The 14347-nt window shown below is 72.5% G+C and carries 13 protein-coding genes; 8 read left to right on the top strand and 5 right to left on the bottom strand.

Annotation, left to right across the window (positions count from 1 at the left end):
- Positions 1 to 161: 161 nt before the first annotated feature.
- Together ACGFT2_RS03920 and ACGFT2_RS03915 are read left to right on the top strand one after the other, a co-directional pair.
- Positions 162 to 974, top strand: a complete 813-nt coding sequence (locus ACGFT2_RS03920) for an SAM-dependent methyltransferase (protein ID WP_393273198.1) — start codon at positions 162 to 164, stop codon at positions 972 to 974.
- Positions 971 to 3115 (top strand): putative bifunctional diguanylate cyclase/phosphodiesterase, encoded by a 2145-nt coding sequence (locus ACGFT2_RS03915; protein WP_393273196.1) that lies wholly within the window; start codon positions 971 to 973, stop codon positions 3113 to 3115. The genes ACGFT2_RS03920 and ACGFT2_RS03915 overlap by 4 nt, the downstream gene beginning before the upstream one ends.
- Before the next feature lie 339 nt (positions 3116 to 3454).
- On the opposite strand, the gene ACGFT2_RS03910 is transcribed toward ACGFT2_RS03915, so the two are convergent.
- A complete protein-coding gene (locus tag ACGFT2_RS03910) occupies positions 3455 to 4348 on the bottom strand; it encodes a LysR family transcriptional regulator (protein ID WP_393273194.1) in 894 nt (297 codons plus the stop codon).
- Between the two features lie 120 nt (positions 4349 to 4468).
- On the opposite strand from ACGFT2_RS03910, the gene ACGFT2_RS03905 reads away from it, so the two are divergent.
- The 5 genes from ACGFT2_RS03905 to ACGFT2_RS03885 all read left to right on the top strand — a co-directional run bounded on the left by ACGFT2_RS03905 (position 4469) and on the right by ACGFT2_RS03885 (position 9739).
- A complete protein-coding gene (locus ACGFT2_RS03905; RefSeq protein ID WP_393273193.1) occupies positions 4469 to 5140 on the top strand; it encodes a succinate dehydrogenase in 672 nt (223 codons plus the stop codon).
- A gap of 3 nt (positions 5141 to 5143) precedes the next feature.
- The gene (locus ACGFT2_RS03900; protein ID WP_393273191.1) at positions 5144 to 7093 is read left to right on the top strand and encodes a fumarate reductase/succinate dehydrogenase flavoprotein subunit; all 1950 of its coding nucleotides are present in this window, start codon (positions 5144 to 5146) and stop codon (positions 7091 to 7093) included.
- Positions 7090 to 7839 carry a succinate dehydrogenase/fumarate reductase iron-sulfur subunit gene (locus tag ACGFT2_RS03895; protein ID WP_393273189.1) on the top strand — a complete coding sequence of 250 codons (750 nt, stop codon included), beginning with the start codon at positions 7090 to 7092 and terminating at the stop codon, positions 7837 to 7839. Before ACGFT2_RS03900 ends, ACGFT2_RS03895 begins: the two co-directional genes overlap by 4 nt.
- Before the next feature lie 215 nt (positions 7840 to 8054).
- Positions 8055 to 8852, top strand: a complete 798-nt coding sequence (locus ACGFT2_RS03890) for a GNAT family N-acetyltransferase (protein WP_393273187.1) — start codon at positions 8055 to 8057, stop codon at positions 8850 to 8852.
- Entirely contained in the window at positions 8852 to 9739 is an 888-nt protein-coding gene (locus ACGFT2_RS03885) for a lysophospholipid acyltransferase family protein (RefSeq protein WP_393273185.1), read from the top strand. Before ACGFT2_RS03890 ends, ACGFT2_RS03885 begins: the two co-directional genes overlap by 1 nt.
- Here the strand turns inward: ACGFT2_RS03885 and ACGFT2_RS03880 are convergent.
- The 3 genes from ACGFT2_RS03880 to ACGFT2_RS03870 form a co-directional block, all read right to left on the bottom strand.
- Entirely contained in the window at positions 9715 to 12045 is a 2331-nt protein-coding gene (locus ACGFT2_RS03880) for an ABC transporter (protein ID WP_393273183.1), read from the bottom strand. The genes ACGFT2_RS03885 and ACGFT2_RS03880 overlap by 25 nt on opposite strands.
- A gap of 29 nt (positions 12046 to 12074) precedes the next feature.
- Positions 12075 to 12269, bottom strand: coding sequence for an antitoxin (locus tag ACGFT2_RS03875; RefSeq protein WP_393273181.1), 195 nt, complete (start codon positions 12267 to 12269; stop codon positions 12075 to 12077).
- A 113-nt stretch (positions 12270 to 12382) separates the two neighbouring features.
- Positions 12383 to 13414, bottom strand: coding sequence for an LLM class flavin-dependent oxidoreductase (locus ACGFT2_RS03870; RefSeq protein WP_393273179.1), 1032 nt, complete (start codon positions 13412 to 13414; stop codon positions 12383 to 12385).
- A gap of 84 nt (positions 13415 to 13498) precedes the next feature.
- On the opposite strand from ACGFT2_RS03870, the gene ACGFT2_RS03865 reads away from it, so the two are divergent.
- Entirely contained in the window at positions 13499 to 13990 is a 492-nt protein-coding gene (locus ACGFT2_RS03865) for a hypothetical protein (RefSeq protein ID WP_393273178.1), read from the top strand.
- Between the two features lie 4 nt (positions 13991 to 13994).
- On the opposite strand, the gene ACGFT2_RS03860 is transcribed toward ACGFT2_RS03865, so the two are convergent.
- Positions 13995 to 14210: a dodecin gene (locus ACGFT2_RS03860; RefSeq protein ID WP_393273177.1), complete on the bottom strand. Its 216-nt coding sequence runs from the start codon at positions 14208 to 14210 to the stop codon at positions 13995 to 13997.
- Positions 14211 to 14347 lie beyond the last annotated feature (137 nt).

Here is a 14347-nt window from a genome sequence, read left to right as displayed (position 1 = left end):
GCGCAACCGTCACGCAGCGGGGTCGCACAGGCACTTGCCGCAGGCAGTGACCGGGAACGGATGGTCAATTTCCGTTTCAGGTCGCTCCTTTGGCACGCGATCAGTAGCCTCAGCTCGAACACCGGATCGCCTACGCCTGTCGTCCACGCCTTGGAGAGAACATGGAGCGTCCCGCCTGGGCCCCACGGAGCATCGACATCTCGGTGCCCAGCGTCTCGCGGATCTATGACTACTACCTGGGCGGTTCGCACAACTTCGAGGTCGACCGGGAAGCGGCCCGCAAGGCCATGGAGTTCATGCCGGGCCTGCCGAAGACCATGCAGGCCAACCGGGCGTTCATGCGCCGGGCCGTACGGTTCGCGGCCGAGCAGGGCATCACCCAGTTCCTCGACATCGGCTCCGGCATCCCGACCTACGGAAATGTGCACGAGGTGGCCGGGGCGGTCGTACCCGGGGCCCGGGTTCTGTACGTCGACCACGACCCGGTAGCCGTCGCGCACAGCCAGGCCGTCCTGGCCGGGAACGACGGGGCTGACGTGGTCGCGGCGGACCTGTGCAAGCCCCGGGAGATCCTCGCAAGTCCCCAGCGCGAGCGGCTGATCGACCTGAATCGGCCAGTCGCGCTCCTTCTCGTTGCGATACTGCATTTCGTGGAAGACGCGGACGACCCGTACGGTGCGGTGGCCGAGTTGCGCGAGGCCCTCGCGCCCGGCAGCCTGCTGATCCTCACCCATGCCTCGTACGAGGGAATCCCGGTGCCCGCGGAGCGGGCCGAGGGTGCGGTGGACGTATACAAGGACATTCGCAACCCGCTGATCATGCGCTCGCGCGAGGACATCGCGCGGTTCTTCGAGGGGTACGACATGGTGGAACCCGGACTGGTGCCGATGCCGCACTGGCGACCGGAGTCTGCGCCGGAGGACGAGGATCCGTATGCCTTCTCCGGATTCGCCGGCGTGGGGCGTACGGCGTGAGCGCGGAGCCGGACGGGCCGGAGGACAGACTGCGCCGGCTGACGACGATCTGGAGCCGGGCGGTCTTCCCGGTGACCTCGACGTCGCTCACCCGCCCGGAGTTCGAGGAGCGACTGCTGCCGCTCGCACACCGGTTGAGCGAGTTGCTGCGGGCGCGCGGCTTCGACGCGGACGGCGCCAGGGCGGTCGGCGCGGCCCTCGTCGAGGCGCACTGCACCGACCCGGAGGCGCTCACCCGCACGCTGGACTGCATCGAGGCCTACCTGGTCCTGTACTGCGGCGAGGACGGCCCGCAGGAGGAACTGCGGCTGCGCTCCTCGCGGTTGCAGGCCGCCATGGCCGCCGGGTACGCCCAGGCGCTGCGCGCGCGGACCCTGGCCGAGCAGGAGGCCATCGCCCAGGCCGCGTTGCAGGCCCAGGGGGTGGTGGCGCAGGCGCTGCACGCCAGCGAGGCCCGGTTCCGTGCGGTCTTCGAGGGCGCTGCCATAGGCATCGGCATCGCCGACCTCGACGGCAACGTGCTCCAGGTCAACGGCGCCCTGCTGCGCATGTTCGGGCTCACCGACCAGTCGCCGCGCATCCGCAGGGTGCAGGACTGGACCCACCCCGAGGACGCCCCGCAGACCTGGCGGCTCTACGACGAACTGGTCCGCGGCGAACGCGAGCACTACCACCTGGAGAAGGCGTTCAACCGGCCCGACGGCACGGTGCTGTGGACCAACCTGACCGTCTCGCTGCTGCGCGACGCCGACGGCAGTCCGCGGTACCAGCTCGCCCTCATGGAGGACACCACCGAGCGCCGGCTGCTCAACCTCAGGCTGCGCTACGAGGCCACGCACGACGCGCTCACCGGACTGCCCAACCGCACGCTGTTCTTCGAGCGGCTGGAGAAGGCCCTGGGCGCCGGCGAGGGCCAGCGCTTCGGGCTGTGCTATCTCGACCTGGACGGCTTCAAGACCGTCAACGACAGCCTCGGCCACGCGGCGGGCGACCGGCTGCTGGTGGAGGTCGCCGACCGGCTGCAGTCCTGCGCGACCGCGCCCGGCGAGATGGTCGCCCGGCTCGGCGGTGACGAGTTCGTGGCGCTGACCACCGGGCCCGGCACCGAGCGGGAGGTGGACGAACTCGCCGAGCGGATCATGAACGCGCTGGTCACCCCGATCAGCGTCGACGGCCGGGACCTCATGGTCCGCGGCAGCCTGGGCATCGTCGAGGGCCCGGCCGGCGAGCGTACGGCGGCGGAGGTCCTGCGCAGCGCCGACATCACCATGTACCGGGCCAAGTCGGCGGGCGGCAACCGCTCGGAGCTGGCGGATCCGGAGGCCGACGCCCGCGCGATCACCCGCCACGGTCTGACCACGGCCCTGCCGACCGCCCTGGAGCGCGGTGAGTTCTTCATCGAGTACCAGCCGCTGGTCCATCTCGGCGACGGCAGCGTGCGCGGCGCGGAGGCGCTGGTGCGCTGGCTGCACCCGCAGCACGGGGTCCTCGGCCCCGACCGGTTCATCCCGCTGGCCGAGCACACGGGGCTGATCGTGCCGCTGGGCCGCTGGGTGCTGGAGGAGTCCGTCCGCCAGGCCCGCACCTGGCGGGAACGCTACGGCGCCGAGACGACCGCCGGCCCGCTGCGGATCAACGTCAACCTGTCGCCCTGCCAGCTCAGCCATCCCGGTCTGGTGCAGGACACGGTCGACATCCTGGAACGCACGGGCGTCGCGCCCGACGCGCTGTGCCTGGAGGTCACCGAGTCCGCGCTGATCGGTGCCGACGACGACCTGCTCAAACCCCTGCGCCGGCTGGCCGAGATGGGCGTCGACATCGCCCTGGACGATTTCGGCACCGGGTACTCGAATCTGGCGAACCTCCGGCGCCTGCCGGTGAGCATCCTCAAGCTGGACCGGTCCTTCACCCAGGGCATGCAGCAGTTCCCGGCCGACCCGGTCGACCTGAAGATCGTCGAGGGGATCGTCTCCCTCGCCCACAGCCTCGACCTCGCGGTCACGGTGGAGGGCGTGGAGACCGGCGCCCAGGCCGAGCAGTTGCGGATACTGGGCTGCGACACGGCCCAGGGCTGGTACTACGCCCGCCCCGGCCCACCGGAGCGGCTGCACGACCTGGCCCTGGCCGACGCGACCAACTGACCGACCGCCCCCTCCACCCCAGAGGGGGCCCACCAGCAGACCCCCGCGCAACGCCCCGCCCCCTGACCTCCGCCGACCGCGGCCCCCCGCCCCGACGCCCCGAGCCCCTCAACTCCGCCGACCGCGGCCTCCCCCCCCCGGGCCCCGACGCCCCGAGCCTCTCGACTCCGCCGAGCGCCACCACCCCAGGGGCGCGGGGAACTGCGCGACCAGCCACGACGCACCCGCGTCCCGCCACGGCGCTCCCACCGCAGACGCGGACGCGCACGCGGACGCAGCCGGAGCCGCACCCGCACCCGCACCGGCATCGCGACCGCGGCCGGCGCACAGCAGTCACCCTCACCGCTCCAGCAACATCCGCTGCAACTCGCGTGCGGCCCGGGGCGGAGCCACATCGCTGCGGTGGGCCAGCGCGATGGTCCGATGCAGCCCCGGCCGGGCCAGCGGCGTCACCCGCAGTCCGCGCCCCGCCCGCGTGGCGACCATCCGCGGCACGACGGCCACCCCCAGCCCCGCCCGCACAAAACCCAGCACCGCGTCCATCTCGCCCCCCTCGACCGCGAAGTCCGGCTCGAACCCCGCGGAGCGGCACGCGGCGACGGTCAGCTCCCTGAGGTCGTAGCCGTGCCGGAACATCACCAGCCGCTCACCCTCCAGGTCCCCGATGCGCACGACCCGCCGGCCCGCTCCGGAGGTGCCCGGCGCCGGCGCCTCCGGCGAGGACACCACCACGAGGTCCTCCCGCAGCAGTTCCACCGTGCTCAGCGCGGGTGCCGGCGTCGGCAGCGGCAGCACGACCAGCGCCAGGTCGAGCGCGCCGCGAGCCAGCTCGCGTACCAGGTCGTGTGAGCCGCCCTCCTCGATCAGCAGCCGGATGCCGGGGTAGCGGTCGTGGAAGGCGCGCAGGACGTCCGGAAGCAGACCCGTGCACAGGCTCGGGGTCGCCCCGAGCCTGACCCGCCCCCGGCGCAGCTGCACCAGCTCCTGCACCTCGTGCCGGGCGGTGTCCGCGTCGGCCAGGATCCGCCGGGCCAGCGGCAGCAGCGCCTCGCCCGCGTCGGTGAGCGTGATGTTGCCCCGGGCACGCAGGAACAGATCGGCGCCCAGCTCCCGCTCCAGCGTCTTGATCTGCTGCGACAGCGAGGGCTGGGCGACATGGACCAGCTCGGCGGCCCGGGTGAAGTGCCGGGTCTCGGCGACGGCCACGAAGTACTGAAGCTGCTGGAACTGCATCCAGGCAGGATAGCTTGAACCTATGGAAACCAGCTGGACCATGTCTTGGACCGATCGGCCTCGTCGGGCCTAGCGTGCTGTTCCATGGCTCTGGCAACGCGGACGGACCGACGGCCGTCCATGGCACGCACCGTGTGGGACTCCTCCGTCGGCAAGAAGACGGTGATGGCCGTCAGCGGCCTGATCATGCTGATGTACCTGGTCGCCCACGTGATCGGCAATCTGAAGATCTTCTTCGGGGCGGGCGAGTTCGACCACTACGCCCACTGGCTGCGCACCATCGGCGAACCCTTCATGCACTACGAGTGGACGCTCTGGCTCATCCGGATCGTCCTCGTCGTCGCCGTGCTGGCGCACGCCACCTCCGCCTACCAGCTCAGCCGCCGTGACCTGAAGGCGCGGCCCAGCAAGTACGTGCACAAGAAGCCGAGGGCGAGCTACGCGACCCGCACCATGCGCTGGGGCGGGATCATCCTCGGGCTGTTCGTCGTCTGGCACATCCTGGACCTGACCACCGGCACCGTGCACTCGGGCGGCTTCCAGGAGGGGCACCCGTACCGGAACGTCGTGGACACCTTCTCCACCTGGTACGGCAACGTGATCTACATCGTCGCGATGCTCGCGCTCGGACTGCACATCCGGCACGGCTTCTGGAGCGCCGCCCAGACCCTCGGCGTCGGCAGCCGGGCCCGTGACCGCTTCCTGAAGACCTTCGCCGACGTCCTCGCGCTGCTGCTCACGGCCGGCTTCGTCGCCGTACCCGTGGGCGTCATGACCGGAGTGGTGAGCTGACCCATGACCGCATACGTGAACTACCCGACCGGTGCACCGGTCACCGACCGCAAGGCGCCCTCCGGCCCGATCCACGAGCGCTGGGACAAGCGCCGCTTCGAGGCGAAGCTGGTCAACCCGGCCAACCGGCGCAAGCACACCGTCATCGTCGTCGGCACCGGCCTCGCGGGCGGCTCCGCGGGCGCCACGCTCGCCGAACAGGGCTACCACGTCGTCCAGTTCTGCTACCAGGACTCCCCGCGCCGGGCGCACTCCATCGCCGCGCAGGGCGGGATCAACGCGGCGAAGAACTACCGCAACGACGGCGACTCGGTCCACCGGCTGTTCTACGACACCGTCAAGGGCGGCGACTTCCGGGCCCGCGAGTCCAACGTGCACCGGCTCGCGCAGATCTCGGTGGAGATCATCGACCAGTGCGTGGCCCAGGGCGTGCCGTTCGCACGCGAGTACGGCGGCCTGCTCGACACCCGTTCCTTCGGCGGTGTGCAGGTCTCCCGCACCTTCTACGCCCGCGGCCAGACGGGCCAGCAGCTGCTGCTGGGCGCCTACCAGGCGCTCTCCCGGCAGATCGCCGCGGGCAACGTGGAGATGCATGCGCGCACCGAGATGCTGGACCTGATCGTCGTCGACGGCCGGGCCCGCGGAATCGTGGCCCGCGACCTGGTCACGGGCCGGATCGACACGTACTTCGCCGACGCGGTCGTGCTGTCCAGCGGCGGTTACGGCAACGTCTTCTACCTGTCCACGAACGCCATGCACTCCAACGCGACCGCCGTCTGGCGGGCGCACCGGCGAGGCGCCTACTTCGCCAACCCCTGCTTCACCCAGATCCACCCCACCTGCATCCCGCGCACCGGCGACCACCAGTCCAAGCTCACGCTGATGAGCGAGTCGCTGCGCAACGACGGCCGGATCTGGGTGCCCAAAGCCAAGGGCGACGACCGGCCGCCGAACCGGATCCCGGAGGACGAGCGCGACTACTACCTGGAGCGCGTCTACCCCTCGTTCGGCAACCTCGTGCCGCGTGACATCGCCTCCCGCGCCGCGAAGAACGTGTGCGACGAGGGCCGGGGGGTCGGCCCCGGCGGGCAGGGCGTCTACCTCGACTTCGCCGACGCGATCCGGCGGATGGGCCGCAAGGCCGTCGAGGCCCGGTACGGCAACCTCTTCGACATGTACCAGCGGATCACCGACGAGGATCCGTACGAGGTGCCGATGCGGATCTACCCGGCCGTGCACTACACCATGGGCGGCCTGTGGGTCGACTACGACCTGCAGACCACCGTCCCCGGCCTGTTCGCGATCGGCGAGGCCAACTTCTCCGACCACGGCGCCAACCGGCTCGGCGCGTCGGCGCTGATGCAGGGCCTGGCCGACGGCTACTTCGTCCTGCCGGCCACCATCAACGACTACCTGGCCCGCAACCCGCACCAGGAGCCGGTGACCTCCGGACACCCGGTGGTGCAGGAGGTGCTGGCGGAGACCGAGGACCGGCTGCACCTGCTGCTCGCGGTGGACGGCGACCGCACCCCCGACTCCTTCCACCGCGAACTCGGCGAACTGATGTGGGAGTTCTGCGGCATGGCCCGCACCGACGCCGGCCTGCGCAAGGCGCTGGAGCGCATCCCGCAGATCCGCGAGGAGTTCTGGCGGCGGATCAAGGTGCCGGGCACCGGCGAGGAGTTCAACCAGTCGCTGGAGAAGGCCAACCGCATCGTCGACTACCTGGAACTCGCCGAGCTGATGTGCCTCGACGCACTGCATCGCGCCGAGTCCTGCGGCGGCCACTTCCGCGAGGAGTCCCAGACCCCCGAAGGGGAGGCGGCCCGCGACGACGACGCGTTCTCCTACGCGGCCGCCTGGGAGTTCACCGGCACCGGCGAGTCGCCCGTCCTGCACAAGGAAGACCTGGTCTTCGAGTACGTCCATCCCACCCAGCGGAGCTACGCATGAAGCTCACCCTGCGCGTCTGGCGGCAGCACGACGCCGACGCCGACGGCACCATGTCCACCTACGAGGTGGACGGCATCTCGCCCGACATGTCCTTCCTGGAGATGCTGGACGTCCTCAACGAACAGCTCATCCTCTCCGGCGAGGAGCCCGTCGCCTTCGACCACGACTGCCGCGAGGGCATCTGCGGGGCGTGCTCGCTGGTCATCAACGGCGACGCGCACGGACCCGAGCGGACCACCACCTGCCAGCTGCACATGCGGTCCTTCCAGGACGGCGACACCATCGACGTCGAGCCGTGGCGGGCCGCCGCCTTCCCGGTGATCAGGGACCTGGTGGTCGACCGGTCCGCGTTCGACCGGATCATCCAGGCCGGTGGCTACGTCACCGCGCCCACCGGCTCCGCGCCGGAGGCGCACGCCACACCGGTTCCCAAGGCCGACGCCGACTTCGCCTTCGAGCACGCCGAGTGCATCGGGTGCGGGGCGTGTGTGGCCGCCTGCCCCAACGGGGCGGCGATGCTGTTCACCTCCGCCAAGGTCAACCATCTGAACGTGCTCCCGCAGGGCGCCCCCGAGCGGGAGACGCGCGTGCTCGACATGGTGGCGCAGATGGACGAGGAGGGCTTCGGCGGCTGCACCCTGGCCGGCGAGTGCGCCACCGCGTGCCCGAAGGGGATCCCGCTGGTCTCCATCACGAGCATGAACAAGGAGTGGCTGCGGGCCACCCGGAAGGCCGCGAAGCGGTGAAACCGCACTGATCGTTCGCCGCAAGGGCGGGCGGGTGGGACCGGGCGTGGTGCTCCGACCCGGTCCCACCAGGCATCCGGCGGGCCGGACGCCGACTCCCGTCATTCAGCAGGCGCACATCCCCGGGTCCCGCCGCGGACACGCCGAGGCCAGCCTGCCGCGGAAGAAAGCAGGTGCAGTTTTCCGCACGCTTCCGCTCGGCGCAGGAGACCCCCATGACCGCGATGCCCGCCTCGCCCCCCGCCCTCGCCGCCCCGCCCGACGGTTCCGGTTACCGTGTGACGCTCGCCCGTGACCAGGACGACGTCCGGGCCGCGCAGCGCCTTCGCCACCAGGTGTTCGCCGGGGAGCTGGGCGCCCGGCTCGACGGTCCGGAACCGGGCCTGGACATCGACGCCTTCGACGCCTACTGCGACCACCTCCTCATCCGGGAGGGCGCCACCGGCGAGGTCGTCGGCACCTACCGGCTGCTGCCCCCGGAGCGGGCCGCGACCGCGGGCCGCCTCTACTCCGAGGGCGAGTTCGATCTCGGCCCGCTCGCCTCGATCCGGTCCGGCCTGGTCGAGGTCGGCCGCTCCTGCGTGCACCCCGACCACCGTGACGGCGCCGTCATCGGCCTGATCTGGGCGGGCATCGCGCGCTACATGGTCGACCGGGGCCACGAGTGGCTGGCCGGCTGCTGCTCGGTGCCGCTCGCCGACGGGGGCGCCCTCGCCGCCGCGACCTGGGAGCGGGTGCGCGCCAAGCACCTGGCACCCGAGGAGTTCCGGGTACGGCCGCTGCTGCCCTGGATCCCCGGCCCCGCGGCCACGGCCGGGCCCACGGCCCCTCCCGTGCCCGGCCGCCCGGAGCTGCCCGCCCTGCTGCGCGGCTACCTGCGCCTCGGCGCCTGGGTGTGCGGCGAGCCCGCGCACGACCCCGGGTTCGGGGTCGCCGACCTGTACGTGCTGCTGTCGATGCGCCGGGTCGACGCGCGCTATCTGCGGCACTTCCTCTCGCTCGTCCCGGCGTGATGAGCGTCTGGCTGCCCAGCGCGCCCTGCACCCCCGGCGCCTGCGTGGACCCGGCCCGGACCGCCGTGGCCGTACCCCGTGCCGTACTGCGGCTGACCGCGGTCACGGCGCTGGTGCTGGCCGGGGCAGTGGTGTCCCTGCTCGGCCGGGCGAGCCCCCGCCTGGGGCGGAGGATATCCGCCGAGTGGATCGGCAGGTGGTGCCGGATGATCGTGCGTGCCGTCGGGGTCAGGGTCAGCGTGAGTGGTGGCGCCGCACCGCCCGGCGGGCTGCTGCTGGTCGCCAACCACGTCTCCTGGCTGGACGTCCCGCTGCTGACCGCCGTACGCCCGGCCCGGATGCTCGCCAAGAGCGAGGTCGGCCGGTGGCCGGTGGCAGGCGCCCTGGCCGCGCGCGGCGGCGTCCTGTTCATCGAGCGGGACCGGCTGCGCGCCCTGCCGGGCACGGTCGCCCGGATCGCCGACGCCCTGCGCGAGGGCGGGGCCGTGGCCGCCTTCCCTGAGGGCAGCACCTGGTGCGGGCGGTCCCAGGGGCATTTCCGCCGGGCCGTCTTCCAGGCGGCGCTGGACGCGGGTGTGCCCGTGCAGCCGGTGCGCCTGCGCTACCGGCAGCAGGACGGCGCGGCCGGCACCGCGGCGGCGTTCGTGGGCGAGGACACCCTGCTCGCCTCCCTGTGGCGGGTGGCCCGTACCCGGGGTCTGGTGGCCGAGGTGGAGGTGCGGCCGCCGATACCGCCGGGCACCCATCCCGACCGGCGTGCCCTGGCCCGCGCCGCCCAGCCGGTCACGCCCGAGCCGGCCTGGACCCATGCGGCCCTGGTCGCCGGCCGGCCGGTGCCCGCGCGGACCGCCCCACCCACCGCTCAGGACATGACCCGCGCCAGGTAGGGCGCCGTGGCGCTGTCCGCCGCCCGCGCCACCCGCTGCGGGGGGCCGGCCGCCACGATCCGGCCGCCCCGGCCGCCACCGCCCGGCCCCAGGTCGATCACCCAGTCGGCGCCCGCGACCACCGTCATGTCGTGCTCCACCACCACGACCGTGTGCCCGGCGTCCACCAGCCCGTCCAGCCGGTCCATCAGCACCTCGACGTCGGCCGGATGCAGCCCGGTCGTCGGCTCGTCCAGCAGATAGAGGGTGTGACCGCGCCGGCCGCGCTGCAGCTCGCTCGCCAGCTTGATCCGCTGGGCCTCGCCGCCGGACAGCTCGGTCGCCGGCTGGCCGAGGCGGAGATAGCCGAGGCCCACGTCGAGCAGGGCGCCCAGACTCCGGGCCGCGGCCGGGATGTCCGCGAAGAACTCCGCCGCGGCCTCCACCGTCAGGTCGAGCACCTCGGCGATGTCTCGTCCCCGGTAGGTCACCCGCAGCGTCTCGGGGTTGTAGCGGGCGCCGCCGCAGTCCGGGCAGGGCGCGTACGTGCTCGGCAGGAACAGCAGCTCGACGACGACGAACCCCTCGCCCTGGCAGGCCTCGCAGCGACCGCCCGGCACGTTGAAGGAGAACCGGCCGGGCCCGTAACCGCGCGCCCGCGCCTCCCCGGTGCCGGCGAACACCTTGCGGACCACGTCGAACAGGCCCGTGTAGGTGGCCAGGTTGGAACGCGGAGTGCGTCCGATCGGCTTCTGGTCCACCCGGACCAGCCGGTCCACGCCCGCCAGCTCCTCCGTCAACTCGCCGATGAGCGTGGACTTCCCGGAACCCGAGACCCCGGTGACGGCGGTGAACGCGCCCACCGGGAACTCGGCCGTCACCGCGCGCAGATTGTGCCGGGTCACGGGACCGACCTTCAGCCAGCCGCGCGGTTCGCGGATCTCACGTGCCGGTCCCGGAGCCTCGTCGAAGAGGAACGCGGCCGTCGCCGACTCCTGCACCGACGCCAGCTCCGCCGGCGGCCCGCTGTACAGCACGCGGCCACCGTGCTCGCCCGCGCCGGGACCCACGTCCACCAGCCAGTCGGCGCCGCGCACGACGTCCAGGTGGTGCTCGACGACGAACACCGAGTTGCCCGCCGCCTTCAACCGGTCCAGCACGGTCAGCAGCGCCTCGGTGTCCGCCGGGTGCAGACCGGCGGACGGCTCGTCCAGCACGTACACCACGCCGAACAGCCCCGAACGCAACTGCGTGGCCAGCCGCAGCCGTTGCAGCTCGCCCGCCGAGAGGGTGGGGGTGGCCCGGTCCAGGCTCAGATAGCCGAGGCCCAGTTCGACCACCGGGGCGATGCGGGACCCGAGGTCCGCCATGAGGACCCCGGCCGTCCGCGAGGTGCCGGCCGGCACTGCGGCGAGGTCGCTCAGCGGCAGCGCGGCCAGCTCGGCGATGGTCCGGCCGCCGAAGGTCACCGCCAGCGCCTCCGGCCGCAGCCGGCTGCCCCCGCAGGCCGGACAGGGCCGACTGGTCAGGAAGCGCTCCGCCTTCGCCCGCAGCGTCGCGGACTTGGTGTCCGAGAAGGTCTTCAGCACATATCGGCGGGCGCTCATGTACGTGCCCTGGTAGGGCCGTTGGATGCGGTCGGCGTCCCGGACCGGATGTACGGTGACGACCGGCTGCTCGTCCGTGAACAGGATCCATTCGCGCTGCTCGGCGGGCAGTTCGCGCCAGGGCCGGTCCACGTCGTAGCCGAGGGTGTCGAGGATGTCCCGCAGGTTCTTGCCCTGCCAGGCGCCCGGCCAGGCCGCGACGGCGCCCTCACGGACGGACAGCGAGGGATCCGGGACGAGCGACTCCTCGGTCGTCTCGTGCACCCGGCCGAGGCCGTGGCACCCGGGACAGGCGCCGGCCGCCGTGTTCGGCGAGAACGCGTCCGAATCGAGCCGCTCGGCGCCCGGCGGGTACCGCCCGGCACGGGAGAACAGCATCCGCAGGGAGTTGGAGAGATTGGTGACCGTGCCCACCGAGGAGCGCGAGGTGGGGGCGGAGCGCCGCTGTTGCAGCGAGACCGCGGGCGGCAGCCCGCTGATCTCGCCGACCTCGGGCGCCCCGACCTGGTGGATCAGCCTGCGCGCGTAGGGTGCGACCGACTCGAAGTAGCGCCGCTGGGCCTCGGCGTAGATGGTGCCGAAGGCAAGCGACGACTTGCCCGAGCCGGACACACCGGTGAACACGGCCAGTACGTCCCGCGGGATGTCCACGTCGACGCCCTTGAGGTTGTGCTCGCGGGCGCCGCGGACGCGGACGTACGGGTCGTGGGGGCTGTGCATCGTGGGGGAACTCTATCCGCCCCCGAGTGCTACGGCCGCGGAGGGTTGCCCGGGTCCCGGCGGGTGCCGAACTCGTCCCTCAGCTTGTCCTGCCCGGTGTCGACCTGTGACTGGTACTTGTTCCCGGTGCGCTGGTCGACGTAGTCGCCGCCCTTGTCGATGCCCTTGTCGGCCATGCCCTCATGGCCCTTGAGCATGCCCTTGATCTTGTCCATGAAGGACATGGCAGCCCTCCTCGTCGTTTGCGGTTTCCCTCCCAGGGTCACCGGGCCCCGCCGGGTTCGCATCTCGAGCCGGTCAGCGCTCCGGTGGCGGCTTCGGCGCCGCGGTCGCCGGATCAGCCCTGCGGTGCGAAGAGCGCGGCGAGCCGCCGGTAGGAGTCGAGCAGTGCCGTGCGGTCGTAGGTGCTGGTGGTGACCAGGACCTCCGCGGCGCCGGTCTCCTCCAGTAGCGTCCGCAGCCCGTCGGCGACCTGCTCCGCGGTGCCGGCCAGGTGGCCGGCGAGCCCGGCCTCGTAGAAGTCCCGTTCCCTGGCGGTCATCGTGCGGGCCCGGATCTCCTCGGCGGGGGCGAGGGGCGGAAAGGTGCCGTGGGTGCGCGAGTGCGCCATCGACCAGGCCTCCGGGACCAGCAGCCGCCGGGCCTCCTCCTCGGTGCCGGCCACCGCGATCGTCCCGGAGACCACCACGTACGGCTCGGCCGCCCAGGCGGAGGGCCGGAACCGGGACCGGTACTCGTCGATGCCGCGCAGCATCCGGTCCCGGCCGCGCAGGTCGCCGATGACCACGGGCAGACCCGCGCGGGCCGCGATCCGCGCGCCCTCGCCGGTCGCCAGCACGAAGGGCGGCACGTCGAGGCCCTCCGCGGGTCGGGCGTGCACCCCGGTCGGCGAACCGCCCGCGAACCACTGCAGCAGCTCGTCCAGCTGCGCCGCGAAGTTCCCGGCGTCGCCCTTGTCCCGGCCGAGCGCCCTGCGCACCCCCTCCGTGAAGCCCACGGAACGGCCGAGGCCCATGTCGATCCGCCCCGGGAACAGTGACTCCAGGACGCCGAACTGCTCGGCCACGACCAGCGGCTGATGATTGGGCAGCATCACCCCGCCGGTGCCGACGCGGATCGTACGGGTGGCGCCCGCGACCGCCGCGGCGAGCACGGTCGGCGCCGAACCGGCGACCCCGGGCACGCCGTGGTGCTCCGACACCCAGAAGCGGTGATAGCCGAGCCGCTCCGCCTCCCGCGCCAGGGCCACGGTGTCCCGCAGCGCCTCGGCGGGCGGGTGCCCCTCCCGGGTGCGGGAGCGGTCGAGGACCGAGAACCGGGTCCCGCTGATGCCTGTGCTGCTCGGAGTGCCGCTCACGGTGCTGCTCACGATGGGTTCAACGCTCTGGGCCGCCCGGGATTCCCGCGGCGGGCGCCGTGTCCGGCGCCGCTGCCGCCTGACTACGCTGTCGGGGTGACCGACAGCAGCAGGCGACCGCTCGCCGTGTTCGACCTCGACAACACCCTCGCCGACACCGCCCACCGGCAGCACCACCTGGAGAGCCGGCCGCGCGACTGGGCCGCCTTCTTCGCGGCCGCGCCCGCGGACCCGCCTCTCGCCGAGGGGGTGGCGCTGGCGCTGGAGAGTGCCCGGGAGTGCGAGGTCGTCTACCTCACGGGCCGCCCCGAGCGGTGCCGCCGCGACACGCTGGAGTGGCTCGCGGCCCACGGGCTGCCCGAGGGGCGGGTGCACATGCGCGGCAACGCCGACCGCAGGCCCGCCCGGTTCACCAAGCTGGAGATCCTGCGCCGCCTCGCCCGCGACCGTGCGGTGCGGGTCCTCGTGGACGACGACGAGCTGGTGTGCGACGACGCCGAACGCGCGGGGTTCACCGTGGTGCGGGCCCGCTGGGCCGCCGAGTCGGCCGCGCTCCGTCAGGCGCAGGAGGGCGAGGGGCGTACCTGACGGTTCAGTCGGCGTCCTCCAGGCGGAAGCCCAGCTTCAGGCCGACCTGGTAGTGCTCGATCCGTCCGTTCTCGATCTGCCCGCGGACCTGGGTCACCTCGAACCAGTCCAGGTTGCGCAGAGTCTGGTCGGCACGGGCGATGCCGTTGCGGATGGCCTGGTCGATGCCCTCGTGCGAGGTGCCGACGATCTCGGTGACCCGGTACGTGTGGTTCGACATGCGGGTGCTCCTCTCGTGTCACGCCGTACTCCACGGTGCCGCATCCGCGTCCGGCCCGCACGGCGTCGTCGTCGTCGGCGGACCGTGGGCAGCCCTTGACCCCGCGCATTGGTCCATACCAAAATCCCAGCACACCC

The organism is Streptomyces sp. NPDC048514 (assembly GCF_043199955.1).
Classification (GTDB): Bacteria; Actinomycetota; Actinomycetes; order Streptomycetales; family Streptomycetaceae; genus Streptomyces.
This window is presented reverse-complemented; position numbering and strand designations above follow the sequence as displayed.

Coding starts and splice junctions, on each gene's coding strand:
- ACGFT2_RS03900 (WP_393273191.1), top strand. CDS start 5,144: ATGACCGCATACGTGAACTACCCGACCGGTGCACCGGTCACCGACCGC.
- ACGFT2_RS03895 (WP_393273189.1), top strand. CDS start 7,090: ATGAAGCTCACCCTGCGCGTCTGGCGGCAGCACGACGCCGACGCCGAC.
- ACGFT2_RS03920 (WP_393273198.1), top strand. CDS start 162: ATGGAGCGTCCCGCCTGGGCCCCACGGAGCATCGACATCTCGGTGCCC.
- ACGFT2_RS03890 (WP_393273187.1), top strand. CDS start 8,055: ATGACCGCGATGCCCGCCTCGCCCCCCGCCCTCGCCGCCCCGCCCGAC.
- ACGFT2_RS03910 (WP_393273194.1), bottom strand. CDS start 4,348: ATGCAGTTCCAGCAGCTTCAGTACTTCGTGGCCGTCGCCGAGACCCGG.
- ACGFT2_RS03860 (WP_393273177.1), bottom strand. CDS start 14,210: ATGTCGAACCACACGTACCGGGTCACCGAGATCGTCGGCACCTCGCAC.
- ACGFT2_RS03875 (WP_393273181.1), bottom strand. CDS start 12,269: ATGTCCTTCATGGACAAGATCAAGGGCATGCTCAAGGGCCATGAGGGC.
- ACGFT2_RS03885 (WP_393273185.1), top strand. CDS start 8,852: ATGAGCGTCTGGCTGCCCAGCGCGCCCTGCACCCCCGGCGCCTGCGTG.
- ACGFT2_RS03880 (WP_393273183.1), bottom strand. CDS start 12,045: ATGCACAGCCCCCACGACCCGTACGTCCGCGTCCGCGGCGCCCGCGAG.
- ACGFT2_RS03905 (WP_393273193.1), top strand. CDS start 4,469: ATGGCACGCACCGTGTGGGACTCCTCCGTCGGCAAGAAGACGGTGATG.